At 70.7% G+C, this 14,293-nt stretch carries 15 protein-coding genes and 1 pseudogene; 11 read left to right on the top strand and 5 right to left on the bottom strand.

The genetic code is table 11. The features are described from left to right. Positions 1–52 precede the first annotated feature (52 nt). The gene (locus tag SPR02S_RS40745) at positions 53–1,060 is read right to left on the bottom strand and encodes an Lrp/AsnC family transcriptional regulator (RefSeq protein ID WP_019062790.1); all 1,008 of its coding nucleotides are present in this window, start codon (positions 1,058–1,060) and stop codon (positions 53–55) included. Between the two features lie 42 nt (positions 1,061–1,102). Further along, positions 1,103–1,558: a tellurite resistance TerB family protein gene (locus tag SPR02S_RS40740; RefSeq protein ID WP_019062789.1), complete on the bottom strand. Its 456-nt coding sequence runs from the start codon at positions 1,556–1,558 to the stop codon at positions 1,103–1,105. 159 nt (positions 1,559–1,717) lie between these two features. On the opposite strand from SPR02S_RS40740, the gene SPR02S_RS40735 reads away from it, so the two are divergent. From SPR02S_RS40735 to tatA, 3 genes and pseudogenes are all read left to right on the top strand, one after another. Beyond that, positions 1,718–2,074 carry an ArsR/SmtB family transcription factor gene (locus SPR02S_RS40735; RefSeq protein ID WP_019062788.1) on the top strand — a complete coding sequence of 119 codons (357 nt, stop codon included), beginning with the start codon at positions 1,718–1,720 and terminating at the stop codon, positions 2,072–2,074. Positions 2,075–2,165: 91 nt separating this feature from the next. Continuing rightward, positions 2,166–3,152 (top strand): annotated as a pseudogene (locus tag SPR02S_RS57430) (HAD-IC family P-type ATPase); the annotation flags it as partial. Positions 3,153–3,186: 34 nt separating this feature from the next. After that, complete coding sequence (gene tatA / locus SPR02S_RS40720) at positions 3,187–3,441, top strand: Sec-independent protein translocase subunit TatA (protein WP_019062786.1); 255 nt, start codon at positions 3,187–3,189, stop codon at positions 3,439–3,441. A gap of 49 nt (positions 3,442–3,490) precedes the next feature. On the opposite strand, the gene SPR02S_RS40715 is transcribed toward tatA, so the two are convergent. Next, positions 3,491–3,934, bottom strand: a complete 444-nt coding sequence (locus tag SPR02S_RS40715) for a DUF6114 domain-containing protein (protein ID WP_019062785.1) — start codon at positions 3,932–3,934, stop codon at positions 3,491–3,493. Then, positions 3,934–4,617 carry a DUF6230 family protein gene (locus tag SPR02S_RS40710; RefSeq protein ID WP_019062784.1) on the bottom strand — a complete coding sequence of 228 codons (684 nt, stop codon included), beginning with the start codon at positions 4,615–4,617 and terminating at the stop codon, positions 3,934–3,936. Before SPR02S_RS40710 ends, SPR02S_RS40715 begins: the two co-directional genes overlap by 1 nt. Positions 4,618–5,282: 665 nt before the next feature. On the opposite strand from SPR02S_RS40710, the gene SPR02S_RS40705 reads away from it, so the two are divergent. Beyond that, the gene (locus SPR02S_RS40705) at positions 5,283–5,933 is read left to right on the top strand and encodes a hypothetical protein (protein ID WP_019062783.1); all 651 of its coding nucleotides are present in this window, start codon (positions 5,283–5,285) and stop codon (positions 5,931–5,933) included. Between the two features lie 58 nt (positions 5,934–5,991). Here the strand turns inward: SPR02S_RS40705 and SPR02S_RS40700 are convergent, their stop codons facing one another. Next, positions 5,992–6,936, bottom strand: coding sequence for a lytic polysaccharide monooxygenase auxiliary activity family 9 protein (locus SPR02S_RS40700; RefSeq protein WP_019062782.1), 945 nt, complete (start codon positions 6,934–6,936; stop codon positions 5,992–5,994). Between the two features lie 334 nt (positions 6,937–7,270). Here SPR02S_RS40700 and SPR02S_RS40695 point away from each other — a divergent pair, with 334 nt between their 5' ends. From SPR02S_RS40695 to SPR02S_RS40670, 7 genes are all read left to right on the top strand, one after another. After that, on the top strand, positions 7,271–9,082 hold the full coding sequence (locus tag SPR02S_RS40695; protein WP_019062781.1) for a S8 family peptidase: 1,812 nt from the start codon (positions 7,271–7,273) through the stop codon (positions 9,080–9,082). 331 nt (positions 9,083–9,413) lie between these two features. Then, the gene (locus SPR02S_RS40690) at positions 9,414–10,061 is read left to right on the top strand and encodes a ScbR family autoregulator-binding transcription factor (RefSeq protein ID WP_019062780.1); all 648 of its coding nucleotides are present in this window, start codon (positions 9,414–9,416) and stop codon (positions 10,059–10,061) included. Positions 10,062–10,110: 49 nt separating this feature from the next. After that, entirely contained in the window at positions 10,111–11,292 is a 1,182-nt protein-coding gene (locus tag SPR02S_RS40685) for a damage-control phosphatase ARMT1 family protein (RefSeq protein WP_019062779.1), read from the top strand. Between the two features lie 81 nt (positions 11,293–11,373). Continuing rightward, complete coding sequence (locus SPR02S_RS65875; protein WP_281169927.1) at positions 11,374–11,748, top strand: LLM class flavin-dependent oxidoreductase; 375 nt, start codon at positions 11,374–11,376, stop codon at positions 11,746–11,748. Next, a complete protein-coding gene (locus tag SPR02S_RS57425; RefSeq protein WP_281169928.1) occupies positions 11,673–12,263 on the top strand; it encodes an LLM class flavin-dependent oxidoreductase in 591 nt (196 codons plus the stop codon). Before SPR02S_RS65875 ends, SPR02S_RS57425 begins: the two co-directional genes overlap by 76 nt. A gap of 114 nt (positions 12,264–12,377) precedes the next feature. Further along, positions 12,378–13,295 (top strand): ABC transporter substrate-binding protein, encoded by a 918-nt coding sequence (locus SPR02S_RS40675; protein ID WP_245607698.1) that lies wholly within the window; start codon positions 12,378–12,380, stop codon positions 13,293–13,295. Then, positions 13,292–14,281, top strand: coding sequence for an ABC transporter permease (locus tag SPR02S_RS40670; RefSeq protein WP_019062776.1), 990 nt, complete (start codon positions 13,292–13,294; stop codon positions 14,279–14,281). Before SPR02S_RS40675 ends, SPR02S_RS40670 begins: the two co-directional genes overlap by 4 nt. The last annotated feature ends 12 nt before the right edge of the window (positions 14,282–14,293 follow it).

The following is a 14,293-nucleotide window of genomic DNA, read 5'->3' as shown; positions in this document are numbered from 1 at the left end:
CCCCTCCACGGCTCACCCACCCCGGCTCCCGCCCCGCTGCCCCACAGCTCACCTACCCCCGCCCCCGCTCCCGCCGGTCCACCCGGGGCGGCAGTCCCGTCAGGGAAGGGCTCGCCGCCTTGAGGTTGCGCAGGACCGGGCTCGTCTCCAGGGTGTGCACGGCGGTCAGGGAACCCAGGCGGTGGGTGAGGTAGCGATGGAGGTCGGCGGGGTCGCGGCACAGGGCCTGGGCGACCAGGTTCGTGGGGCCGGTGGTCGCCGCGACGAAGGCCAGTTCGTCGTGGCCGGACAGGGCCGTCGCGACCCGCTCCAGGTCCGCCGGTCGCACCGACATCCACAGCAGCGCCCGGGTGTTGACCCCGAACAGCCCGGCGTCCACCTCGACGTCGAAGAACAGCGCACCGCCCGCCCGCAGTTCGGCCAGCCGCCGCGCCACGGTCGCCGGCGACCAGCCGGTCACCCGTGCCAGCTCACCCTGCCCGACCCGCCCGTCCTTCTCCAGCGCGGCCAGCAACTCGGCGTCCGCAGGCCCCGGTTGACGCGGCACCACGCCGGACCCGGAACCGGCCGCCTCCCGCAGCACACGTGACTGCTCCGCGTCGAGCGCGTCCGCGCTGCGCCGCCAGTTCGTCGGGCCGCCCAGATACATGTGCAGCAGACAGTGCGCGGACACCGCCGTGATCCCGCCGGTGCGCGGAATGTCGTGCAGGAGAAGGGAGTTGGCGCCCGAGGCATCGGTCGGTGCGTGGATGACCGCCACGATCTCGGTGCCGCCGGAGGCGAGTTTCACCCAGGACGTGTCCGGTCGTCGTACCAGAGCGTGGGCGAGGTCCTGCGCGGAGCGCGCCGTCGCGGTGAGCCGGACCAGCCACTGGGTGCGGCCCGCCTGGTGCGGGTCCGTGAGGCCCACGACGCGCAGGGACGCCTCGGTGCGCAGCCGGGCGTAGCGCCGCGCGATCGTCTGGGCGGATACGTCGAGGACCGCGGCGATCCTGCTGAAGGGCGCCCGGCCGTCGAGGTGCAGGGCGTGGATCAGGCCGCGGTCCAGGTCGTCCAGCATGCCCCCGCTCACATGCCTCCGGTCACTTGTCCCGGTGGCCGGTCAGAGGTCGAACTCGTGCGGCGGCAGGTCGAGGCTGAAGCAGGCCTCGCGGACCACGGCCTGCTCGGTCTTGTCGAAGTCGCCGTCCGCGCCGCCGATCACGATGCCGATCTGGATCACGGCACGCGCCTCGGCGGGCTTCTTCTTCGCCTTGGCGATCTCCTGGAGCACGCTGACCTTGCCGAAGGCGAAGTCGGCCGTCAGCTTGTTCAGGTTCTCGTCGAAACGGCGCTGGAGGTCCATCGCGTCGAAGTTCTGCAGCACCTCGTTGCTCGCGATGAGCTGGGCGACGCGCTGTCGCTCCGACGGGTCGACCGTGCCGTCGGCGGCGGCCACGAGCGCGCACATCGCCATGCTGGCGTCGCGGAACGCCCCGCTCTTCAGATCGTTCTTCTTCGCCACGAGCTGGGTCTGCATCGTCGACGCGGACTCCTTGAAGCGGTCCCACAGGGCCATGCGAACTCCATGCGTAGTAGTCGTGCGTAGACAAGTAGTCGTGCGTATACAAATTCGTGGCTGTAGCACCGTGGAAACTCCCCGGGCCGGGGAGAAGTTCCGGCCGCCTAGACTGGGCGGTCACGGAACGGGAGCGGCCAGGGACGGGAGGCGACGACGGTGAAGGCAGCCGGCAGCGGCTACGACGACCCGTCCGCCGACGTGCTCGCGGACGCCGCCGCGGCCTTCGGACTGCTCGCCTCGTCCGCGCGGCTGCACATCGTGTGGGCGCTGGCCCAGGGCGAGAGCGATGTCACCGGACTCGCGGACCGGGTCGGCGGCGCGCTGCCCGCGGTCAGTCAGCACCTCACCAAACTGAAGCTCGCGGGCCTGGTCCGGTCCCGCCGCGAGGGCCGCCGCCAGGTGTACTTCGTCGACGACCCCGACGTGGTCGACGTCGTCCGGCTCGCGGTCACCCGCATCGGCGACCGTGCCGACCGGACCGAACTGCCCGCCCCTCGACTCCGTGGCCTCTGACACCGCCGCCCACCGGCACACCCCGCTCCAGGTGCTACGGCAGCTCGACACCGGCCCGCGCGGACTGACCGACCCGGAGGCCGCGGCCCGGCTGAACCCGGACGCTCCGGAGGCGTTGCGCGCGTTGCTCGACCTGGGCATCGGCGTGCGGATCCTCACCGGCGAACATCCGGCCACGGCGGCGCGGGTGTGCCGGGAGCTGGGGCCGGCGCCGGGGGAGGTGCGGGTCGCGGCGCGCTGCACGCCTCAGGACAAGGCCCGCGCGGTCGCCGCCCTGCGTGCGGCCGGGCACACGGCCGGCTTCCTCGGGGACGGTCTCAACGACGTGCTCGCGCGCGCCGCCGACGTCGGTATCGCGCCGCCGTGGACGTGGCGCGGGAGGCCGCCGACGTCGTGCTCGCGGAGAAGGACCTCGCCGCGGTCCGGCACGCCGTCACGGCCGGGCGGTACAGCGGCGCGAACATCGCCTCGTATCTGCGGATCACGCTCTCCTCGAACCTCGGCAACGTCATCGCGATGCTCGCCGCCGGTCTGCTGCTGCCCTTCCTGCCGATGCTCCCGGCCCAGGTGCTCGCCCAGAACCTGTGCTTCGACGCGGCCCAACTCGCCTTCGCCCACGACCGTCCCGGTGCCGCCGTGCTGCGCCGCCCGACCGTGCTGCGACCGCGGGCGTTCCTGACGTTCATGACCGGGTTCGGGGTGCTCAACGCGGTCGCCGACCTCGCGACCTTCGGCGTGCCGGCGCTCGCGCTGCGCGGTCCGGACGCCGTGGACGACGAGGTGCTGTTCCACTCGGCCTGGTTCACCGAGAACCTGCTCACCCAGGCGCTGGTGATGCTGCTCCTGCGGACCGGACGGAGCCTCGCGCAGGGCCCTGCGCAGGGCCCGGTCGGGTGGGCCCGGCGCCGCGCTCGCCGCCGTAGGAGTGCTGCTGCCGCTGAGCCCGCTGGGCGGGGCGCTCGGCATGACGGGCCTGGCGCTTCCCTACTACGTCCTGCTGGCCGTCGTGCTCGGTTTGTATGCCCTGGCCCTGAGGGGTTTGCGATCCAGCTCAGGGTTGTACAGTTGCGCAACATAGCAACTGTCGTGTGAGGGAAGAGGAGGGCGAGGCCATGCTCCGCAACGGACTGGAACCTTGGCACCTGCTGGTCGTGGCGATCGTCGTCATCCTGCTGTTCGGCTCGAAGAAGCTTCCTGAGGCCGCGCGCGGGCTGGGCAAGTCCATGCGCATCCTCAAGAGCGAGGCGAAGGCGATGAAGGAGGAGAGCAACGTGGCGGAGTCGGTGCCGGTGCAGCCGACGACCGCGCACACGGTGACCGAGTCTCCGGTCGCCCCCTCCGCCGAGCCGCCCGCGACCGCCCACTGACCCCACCGACGCGTCGAGCCCCGGCTGCTGCCGGGGCCGGGGCGACGGGTCAGGCCTGCTGCTGGAGTTCCGACTTCGTGGCCGTCTTCGCCTCGCGCTTACGACGCTTGCGCTCCGACCGGGGCTCCTGGTCCGGCAGCCAGCCGAACGTCATGCAGCTGCCCACGATGCCCAGCAGCAGCCCGATGAAGAAGCCGCCGAGGTTCGAGGTGACCCAGCTGCCCAGGGTGCAGAGGATCCCGACGATCGAGTAGAAGAGCCGCTGACCCGGGCTGAAGAGGATCAGCAGTCCGCACAGCAGCATCACCACGGGGAGCAGATAGCCGGTCATGCCCTGCATCCCGATGTGCATCGCGACCTTCAGCGACACCTTCTCCGTGAGCAGGATCTCCCCGCCGCCCAGGGCGAGCAGCAGCCCGCCCCAGAACGGACGGCGGGCCCGCCAGCGCCGGAAGGCGGGCCCCTTCCCCTGCTGTGGCAGGTTCTCCGACATCAGCAACCCGAGTCGCTGAAGCTGAGCTTGAGGCCCGGCAGCTTGAACACACCCGCCGTGGTCGCGTAGTTGGTCTGCCGCAGGTTGTCGATGTGCACGGTGTCGGACTGCTGGCTGAAGACGCCCGGCTTGCCCTGCACGCCCGCCTTGGTCAGCTTGCTGGCGTCGTTGCCGATCTCGATGTTGCCGAAGGTCGCGTCACCCGACAGTTGCGTCGAGTCCGTGGTCAGATCGGTCGCCGTCACCTTCGTCGAGCCGCTGCCCGCCTTGATGAGCAGGTTGATGCCGCCGAGGTCGACGCTCTGGCAGAGGCTGTCGAGCGTGGCGGTCTTGATGGCGGAGGTCATGACCAGCACCTGCCCACCGGTGTCACCCTCGTTCGGGCTGTTCTTGATCATGTTGTCGAGGTCGCCGAACTGCTCGAAGCCCTGGCCGTCGAGCGACTTGGCGGTGACCGTGAACGGCATGCCCGAGATCTCGAACTGCACCCCCAGGGCGCCCTGGGCGGTGAGCACCGCGAGGGCCGCGGCGGCCAGCGTGGCCGGCACCGCCATGATCGCGGCACGGCGCAGTCGGACCTGCCCGCGTCTCTGGGGCCCCTCGGCGGTCTCGGGTACGGAACCGCTTTCCGGCTGCTCAGGGGTGTTTCCGTTGGACGGGTTGGCGTCCGAGGGTGAAGCCATGTCTGCTCCCATGTGCTGCTCTGGTTCAACGCGAGTCGGTATTCGAAGTGGCGCGTTGTCCTGGCGCGGACAGCGAGTGCGGCGCATCCCTCCCCACAACTCCCGGCGGGTGCAAGGGCTTTCAGGTTACGCAGCAGTAGCCGTCGAGGAAGTTACCGGGGGTTACATTGAGGGGTCAAGGGAGTTGTGAAAAAAGAGTGTTGATGATGCGCCACCTGTGAGGCAAGGCTTTCGCGCACCCCCGGCGAGCCCCGGCTTGTACATCAACTTGCCCTGCATCTCTTGACGTTGACGGACACTCAGGTCTACAACTCTCCCTTGTTTGCCGGATCCGTGGCGCCGGATCCGCCGCGCGGCACGAGCCGCGTTCCCGGACTTCCCTTTCCGCAGGGGCACTTCACGCCCTCAGAGTCCGAACCCCCGCGGCCCGGCACGGCCGCTTCCCCCTGGTCGTGCCGTCCGCCCCACCGCCCGGCCCGGCCGAAGGCTCCCAACCCCCGCGGGCCTTCGGCCGGTCACCGGCCGGCCGCCGCCCCCGGCCCGTCACGTACGGAGAAGGCGTCACGGGCCGGCGGCGGCGAACTCACGCGCCCCCACCCCCAGTTACTCCACCCCCCAAGAACCCCCCGGTTCGACCCCCCATCTCGAAGAAGAGGTACACCCGCATGCGCACTCGCACCGCTCTCACCCTCGTCGGCTCCGTCGCTGCCCTCACCCTCCCCTTCATCGCCCCGGCGTCGGCGGCCGACACCGTGCTCACCACCGGCAGCCTCGGCGGCACGGCCGTCGCCGTCGGCGATGTGCTGACCGCGCCCCTGGCCTCCGGTACCAGCGCCACCCTGTACTCCAGCGCGACCGGCACCAGCGGCATCAAGTGCACGACGTCGCAGTTCACGGCGACCGTCACCGACAACCCGACCGCGCCGGGCACCGCCACCGAGTCCGTCTCCGGGCAGAGCTTCGACAGCAGCAGCTGCACGAGCAACGTCCTCGGCGTCACCGGTGTCACCAGCATCACGGTCGACAACCTGCCGTACACCACCGCGGCCGTCTCGGACGGCACCCTGACCGTCACCCCGGCCGCGGGCTCCACCATCCAGACCACGGTCAAGCTGACCACCCTGCTGGGCAGCATCACCTGCGTCTACCAGGCGCCCAGCCTGACCGGCACGTCCAGCAACACCGACACCAGCATCAACTTCACCAGCCAGGCCTTCACCAAGACCTCCGGCTCGTCCCTGTGCTTCAGCGCGGGCTACTTCACCGCGAAGTACGCCCCGGTGACGGACAACGGCGCGGCGGTCTACACCAACTAAGGAGTACCGGCCAAGGAGCAAAAGGAGTAAGTAGGCCCTGTACGCGTCGAGTTGGAGTTCAGCGTCGACGCAGTCGCAGGGCCAGGGCGGCGCCCCCGGTGAGCACGAGCACCGCGGCGGCGCCGCCCGCCACCATGGGCGCCGAAGGGCCACTGGACGCGGCGTCGGTGTCGGACGCGACCGGGCTGCTGCCCGGGGCGGTGCTCTCCTCGGCCGGGGACGCCTTCTGCGCCGTAGCCGATGCCGGGGCCTTTGCCGAACTGCTCGCGGCAGCAGGTGACTTGGTCGCGGACGACGACGGGCTCGCCGTCTTTCCCTTCGAGCCGGCCGTCCCTGTCGTGGGCGTCGGCGAAGCGGCGCCGCCCCCGGGGAACACCACGTCCGAGCACGAGTAGTACGTGTCCTCGGTGCTGCTGTTCTGCCAGATGGTGTAGATCAGTTGGCGCCCGGTCCGGCCCGTCGGCAGCGTCGCCTTGATGCGGTACGCGCCGCCGGTCAGCGGCGGGTCCTTCACCTCGGCGAACGGCGTCGTCGGCAGCTGGGACCAGGTGAGCGGCTTCGACGCGTCGTAACCGGCCTTCGTCAGATACAACTTGAACGTGCCGGTGTGCGCGATCGTCGACGCGTACGTCATCGTCAGCTTCGCCCCCGGAGTCAGCCGCGTCGACGGCCAGTCGGTGCGCGCGAGGTTCAGCCCCTTGTAGTCGGACAGGCCACCGCTGCACAGCTTCCCGTCGGGGATCAGCTGCCGGTCCCGCCCGTTCACGTCGGGGACCCGGATGTTGTCCCAGAAGGTGAAGGGCCCCCCGTTCGCGGCGACGGCGGCCTTGCACGCGGCCGACTGGGCCTGACTGCCGCCCTGCGGCGAGCAGGCGTACACCCGGCTGACCGGATACGTCGGCGCCCCGTGTGCCTGCGCCGGACCCGCCGCCCAGACGGTGAGCAGCAGCGGCGCCATGGCGGCGGCCGCCATGGCAGTGCGATGTGCGGTCATCCGGGACATCCGGAACGTCTCCTCGGCCGGGGCGGGAACGGTCTGTCCGTGTCATACGGCCATCGGGTCCCACGCGTTCAGCGCGCTCCCACTGCCGTGAACCGGGGCACATCGGTCAACCGGTCGATGCCGAGGGCGGTTTCCGGCCCGATCGAGGGTTTCCCCCGTATCCATATGACCTTCTCTTTGCCTATCGTTTGGCCACAGCTGACCCACAGGCAACCCCTGACGAGGCGGCTGCCCGCGCCCGGCGCTCTCTGGCTCGACCCCCCGCCGCTTCGACGACGAAGCGAATCGACCGCCGCTCCGCGCTGCTTGGAGTACGGCCACGAAAGGCAAGCCCTTGCGCACTCCCACGGCATTCCCCACCGGACGGACCCTGATATCCGTCGCCGCGGTCTCCGCGGCCCTCCTCGCCACGGTCGCCACCTCGGCCGCCGTCGCCCAGGAACCCCCCACCCAGGTCAGCGCGCCGGCCCTGTCCGGCCAGACCGAGGCCGCCCCCGGCGCCCTCGCCGAACGCCTCATCGTCGGCTACAAGTCCGGTGCGGCGGAGGCGAGTTCGAACCGCGCCGCCGAGGCCGACGCCACCGCCAAGGGCAAGGAGACCGGCGAGAACGTCGACTTCCAGCGCCGCCTCGGCACCGGCGCCGCCCTCGTCGGTCTGGGTGACGCGCGTAGCACCACCGAAGTCGCCGACGTCATCGCCGAGTTCAGGGCCGACCCGCAGGTCTCCTATGTCGTACCGGACCGGCTGAACACCCCGCAGGCCGACCCGAACGACACCGAGTACGCCAAGCAGTGGGACCTCTTCGAGTCCACGGCCGGCATGAACGTGCCCGCCGCGTGGCCGACTTCGACCGGCAGCGGGGTCACCGTCGCCGTCATCGACACCGGCTATGTCACCCACTCCGACCTCGCCGCGAACATCGTCGCCGGCTACGACTTCATCACCGACACCGCCGTCTCGGTCGACGGCGACGGCCGCGACAGCAACCCGGCCGACCCCGGCGACTACTACGCGGCGAACGAGTGCGGCACGGGCATCGGGGCGAGCAACTCCTCCTGGCACGGCACCCATGTGGCCGGCACCATCGCCGCCGCCACCAACAACAGCAAGGGCATCGCGGGCATCGCCTACGGCGCGAAGATCTCCCCGCTCCGTGTCCTCGGCAAGTGCGGCGGCTACGACTCCGACATCATCGACGCCATCACCTGGGCGTCCGGCGGCACCGTCTCCGGCGTCCCCGCCAACGGCAACATCGCCAAGGTCATCAACATGAGCCTGGGCGGCGACGGCGCCTGCACCTCGGCCACCCAGAGCGCGATCACCGCCGCCGTGAACCGCGGCACCACGGTCGTCGTCGCCGCGGGCAACGACAACGACAACGTCGCGAACCACTCCCCGGGCAACTGCAACAACGTCATCTCGGTTGCCGCCACCAACCGCGCCGGCGCCAAGGCGTCCTACTCCAACTACGGCTCCCTGGTGGACATTTCGGCCCCCGGCGGCCAGACCAGCACCGGCACCGCCAACGGCATCTACTCCACGCTGAACTCCGGCACCAAGACGCCGTCCACCGAGTCGTACGCCTATTACCAGGGCACCAGCATGGCCACCCCGCACATCGCGGGCCTGGTCGCGCTCATGAAGTCGGCCAACTCCTCGCTCACCCCGGCCCAGATCGAGTCGGCCGTCAAGACCAACGCCCGTGCCCTGCCCGGCAGTTGCTCCGGCGGCTGCGGCGCGGGTCTCGCGGACGCGGCCAAGACCGTCCAGGCCGTGAGCGGCAGCGGTACGACGACGGGGACGACCTTCTCCAGCACCGCCGCCGTGTCCGTCCCCGACGCGGGCGCGGCCGTCGAGTCCTCGATCGCCGTCAACGGCCGTAGCGGCAGCGCGTCTTCGGCCCTCCAGGTCGGCGTCGACATCACCCACACCTTCCGCGGCGACCTCGTCCTGGACCTGGTCGCACCGGACGGCTCCACGTACCGCCTGAAGTCCGCGAGCACCTCGGACTCCGCCGACGACGTCAAGGCCACCTACACGGTGGACGCGTCGAGCGAGACGGCCAACGGCACCTGGAAGCTGCGCGTCCAGGACACCGCCGCACAGGACACCGGCACCCTCAACAGCTGGAAGCTCACCTTCTGACAGCACCGCCATCGGCTCCGCCGGCGGCACAGGGTATACACAGAAACAGACCGACTGACCCGTATGGTGAAGCGTTTCCCCGGGAGCGCCTCACCGGGGCGGTCGGTCTTCTGCTTGGCCGGGAACCGGTGCTGACACGTGCCACAACCACCGAATGTGGTCAAGAGTTGGGTCAGGGGTGACACAGAGACGCAAGTGATGGGAACGTGAGGGGAGTTGGTGGTCTTCGGGTGCAAGGTCGACACCGTCGGACGGTGAGCTACTGTGTACAGGGGGTAAGAAAAAACGGCATGGGCCGTTGTTTTTCCTTCATGCGGGAGTGTTTCAGTCGATGGCGAGGCAGCTACGGGCCGAACAGACCCGCACAACGATCATCACGGCCGCCGCCGAGCTGTTCGACCGGCAGGGCTATGAATCCACCAGCCTGAGCGACATCGTCGACCAAGCCCAAGTCACCAAGGGCGCCCTGTACTTCCACTTCGCGGCCAAGGAAGACCTGGCCCACACCATCCTGGAGATGCAGGCCAAGGCCTCGCGGCAGATCTCCCAGGAGATGGACGACCGGGGCTACTCCTCGCTGGAGACATTGATACGTGTCACGTTCGGTCTGACCCGACTGGCCGTCGAGGGCCCCATCCCGCGCGCCGGACTCCGGCTCGCCGCAGGGGAGATCGAGGTACGGCCCCCGATGCCGCACCCCTTCACCGAGTGGCTGGAGATCGCCTCCCGCAAACTCACGGGCGCCGTCGCGGAGGCCGACGCCCACCCCGACACCGACGTGGACGCCGTGGCCCGTACGCTCATCGGCCTCTTCGTCGGCCTCCGCATCCTCGGCCGCACCCTCGAACCGGTGGCGTTACAGCCCCGCAGGACGGCCGAGATGTGGCACCTGGTGATCCGCGGCCTGGTCCCCGTCCCCCGCCGCGCCCGCTATCTCAGCCTCGCCGCGCGCCTGGAGCGGGAGATCGACGCCGACTGACCCGCCCGGCAGACCTGGGCCGACCGACCCGCCCGGTACGGTGAGGCGCATGCCCGACACCCCCACCGCGCCCGTGATCCTCGGCAACGAGCCCGGCTCGTTCCCCCGCAGCGTGCTGGCCGAACGGCACCCCGCGATCATCCAACAGGTCAGGGACGCCTTCCCGTACGGCCCCGAGCAGCACCGCGCGCTCGACGCCCTGCTGAAGAACTGCGCCGAGGGCGCGATCGAACCCCTCCCTCTTGATGCCCCCGACCACGACCAGTGGGCGGCCTGGGGCACCGACAGCTACGCCGGACACTCCTGGTACGACGTGCCCTGGCTCTGGTCCGAGAGCTACTTCTACCGCCAACTCCTGGGCGCCGTAGGCTATTTCGGCCCCGGAGCCTGGCAGGGTATCGACCCGTTCCGCCCCTTCAAGCGCGCCGAACTCGACGCCCCCGAGACGGACGAGGAACTCGCCGCACTCGACGCGCTGGCGGCCAAGTCGCCCGAGGAGCGCGCCAACTCCCTTCTGCACGGCTCTCTTTGGGGCAACCGCGCGGATCTCGGCTTCCGCCTCTCGGCAGCCGGAGCGGAGTCGGCCGCGCAGGCCCCGGTGCCGGCCCTGGTGGCCGACGACAGCGAACTGCTCCGGTCGCTCCTCTCCGGCACCGGCGCCACCCTCTGCCTCGTCGCGGACAACGCGGGCCGCGAACTCATCCCCGATCTCCTGCTGTTGGCCCACCTCCTCGACCAACGGCGCATCGAGCGCGCGGTGTTGCACATCAAGCCGCACCCCTATTACGTCTCCGACGCCACGACCGCCGACGTGGTCGACGCCCTGCACCGGCTGACCGGGGCGCCGGGTGCGGCGGCGACGTACGGCCGCACCCTCTGGTCGGCCATGGCGGACGGCCGCCTCACCGTGCGCGCCCACCCCTTCTCCTGTGCCCCGCTGCCGTACGCCGACATGCCCGCCGACCTCCGCGCCGAGTTCGCCGCGGCCACCCTCACGATCGTGAAGGGCGACCTCAACTACCGCCGCCTGGTGGGGGATCGCGCCTGGGAACCGACCACTCCCTTCGCGGACGTCACCGCCTACTTCCCGGGCCCGGTCGCCGCGCTGCGCACCCTCAAGTCCGACGTGATCACCGGCCTGGACGCCCGCACGGAGGCCGCGTTGGTCGCGGCGGAGGGGCAGCGCTGGCGTACGGGCGGCACGCATGCGCTGATCCAGGTGCGGGGGTGACTTCGGCGGCCGGTGTGTAGTTGGGTCGGTCACTGACGTTCCTGCCGGACGTTGTCGTCGCGCGAGGGGAGTACGACAGAGATGCGTATCGGAGTGGCACCGCACCGACTGTGGCCGGACCAGGAGGGGGAGCTGGACGCGGTCCTCCAAACCGCCGTCAGGGCCGAGGAGTTGGGGTTCGACCATGTCTTCGCGAGCGGTCACGCGGTGGCCGGTGACCTGGGGGTGACCCCGGACCCGCTGATCCTGCTGGCCGCGATCGCCGGGGCGACCCGACGGATCGGGCTGGTCACCAGCATCCTGGTCCTGCCGCTGTACAACACGCTCGTCCTGGCCCACCAGACCGCCACCCTCGACCGGCTCTCCGGAGGCCCGGGGGTCTGGGGGTATCCCCCAGAAAGCACAGCACGCTCGGCGTCGGCACCGGCTGGGACGCCGAGGAGTTCGCGGCCGTAGGCGTCCCGTTCGCGGGGCGGGGCCGCCGGACCGACGAACAGCTCACCGTCGTACGGCAGTTGTGGCGCGGCGAGGGATCACCGCGCCTCGGGGTGTTGCCGTCCACCGAGGGCGGTCCCGGCGTCTGGATCGGCGGGCAGAGCGACGCGGCACTGCGCCGGGCCCTGCGGTTCGGCGACGCGTGGCACGGTTCCGGGGTCGACGCGGAGGCGCTCACCGGGGTGCGGGCACGGCTGGACGCGCTCGGCGACGAGGTCGGCCGCGATCCGGGCGAACTGGCCCTGACGGCGGGCCTGTTCCTGGTGCCGCCCGGATTCACCCCCGCGGTGAAGGTGCCGGGCCGGCCGTTGGGCGGGTCCGACGCGAGCGCCGAGAGCGTGCGGGACGAGCTGGGCCGGCTGTCCGACGCAGGGCTCGTCTCCGCGTCCCTGTGGTTGCCGGTGGTCACGGAGGAGTTGCCGGACGCGCTCGCGTGGGTCGCCGGGGAACTCGTTTCGCATTTTTCCGATCAATGAATCTTTGTCCGACCCGCGTGTGGTGATCATGCCAAAACGCTGGTATTGCTTGCTCGCATGACGACTTCACGTCCATTACAAGTGGGAACAGGGAGGTTGGCGGCGGGCGCGACCGTGCTTGCGCTCGTGCTCGTCGCCTGCGGCGGCGGTGCGGACTCCGGCTCCTCCGGCGACGGGCGGCAGAAGGTCACCGTGGCCGCGTTGCCGCTCACGGACGCGGCGGCGCTCTACATCGCCCGGGACCGCGGACTGTTCGTGAGGGAGGGGCTGGACGTCACCATCCAGCCCGTCCAGCAGAGCATCCAGGCCCTGCCCGCCCTGTCCAAGGGCCAGGTCGACGTGATCGCGAGCGCGAACTACGTCACCTTCCTCCAGGCCGACGAGAAGGGCACCCTCGACCTCCGCATCCTCGCCGAGGGCGTCCGCACCGCACCGCACATGATGGACGTCCTGGTCCCGAAGGACTCGCCCATCAAGACCCCCGCCGACCTCAAGGGCAAGACGGTCGCCGTCAACATCCTCAACAACATCCAGTCACTCACCCTCGACGCGATCCTCGACCAGCAGGGCGCCGGACACCCCGTCTACCGGCAGATCGCCTTCCCGCAGATGGGTCCCGCCCTGGAGAAGGGCCAGGTCGACGCCGTCCACGCGGTCGAGCCCTTCGACAGCGCGATCCAGGGGGAGTTGAAGACGCGGGTACTGCTGGACGGCGGGTCGGCGCCCGTCCAGACCCTGCCGATCAGCGGCTACGTCACGACGAGCGCGTTCGCCGAGAAACACGCCAAGGCCGCGGCGGCGTTCAAGCGGGCGATCGAGGCGGCGTCGAAGATCGCGGCGCAGGACCCCTCAGCCGTACGCGCCGAACTCCCCAAGTACACCAAGGTGACCGAGGACCAGGCCAAGACCATCAACCTGCCCGCCTACCCGGCCACCACCGACGCCGCCCAACTGCGCCGGCTCATCGAACTCATGTGGAAACGCGGGCTGTTGAAGAAACCGATCGACCCGGCCACGCTCCTCGTCAAGTGAACCGCCGCCAGGAACTCGCCCTGGGCGCCCTCGGCGCACTGCTGGCCCTCGGCGCCTGCGAGGCGGTCGGCAGGGCAGGCATCGTAAGGCGGAGCTACCTGCCACCGGCGTCCGAAGTCCTGGCCCGGGCAGTCGAGTTGGCGGGCGACCGCACGTTCCTGGACGATGTCGCGGTCACCCTCCGGGCCTGGGCACTCGGTTTGGGCCTCGCCTGCGCCATCGCGATTCCCCTGGGTCTGCTGCTGGGCAGCGTGCCGGTGGTCGACGACGCGGTCCGCGCGGTGATCGAGTTCCTGCGCCCGCTCCCGTCCGTCGCCCTGATCCCCCTCGTCTCCCTCCTCCTCGGCACCGGCACCGAGACCGAGGTCACGCTGATCACCTACGCCTCGATCTGGCCCATCCTCTTCAACACCGTCTACGGCCTGGGCGAGACCGACCCCCTCGCCAAGGACACCCTGCGCACCTTCGGCTTCGGCCGCCTGTCGATACTCCTGCGCGTCGAACTCCCGGCCACGGCCCCCTTCATCGTCGCCGGCCTGCGCATCTCGGCCGCCACGGCCCTCGTCCTCGCGACGGCCACCGAACTCCTCTCCGGCTTCGGCCAGGGCCTCGGCATCTTCATCGCCCAGGCCCAACTCGCCACGGACGGCACGCGGGACGTGCTGGCGGGGGTGGTGTGGGCGGGGGTGCTGGGGCTGGTGATCAACGGGGTGCTGGTGTGGGGGGAGCGGAGGGCGTTTCCCTGGAGGGCGGGGGCCCGGGGAACACGGGGTGCGACGCGTGCTGCGTGGCGGAGTCCCGGCGGGAGCGGCGCACGGCGAGGCGGTTCCGGCGGGTCGGGGCCGACCGCGTCCGCTGCGGGGCGCCGGGGTGGACCGGACCGCGCCGGGGCACACGGACCTGGTGCCGCACCGCCGGGCGGTGTCACCGGTCGTCCGCGGGAACACGGCAGCGGCGAGGCGGCCGACGGCGAGGCGCCGACGTGAGAGGGGCACGGA

This window comes from Streptomyces prunicolor NBRC 13075, from assembly GCF_000367365.1.
GTDB lineage: Bacteria > Actinomycetota > Actinomycetes > Streptomycetales > Streptomycetaceae > Streptomyces > Streptomyces prunicolor.
Note: the sequence above shows the minus strand (reverse complement) of the source record. Positions and strands in the feature narration are given on the sequence as shown.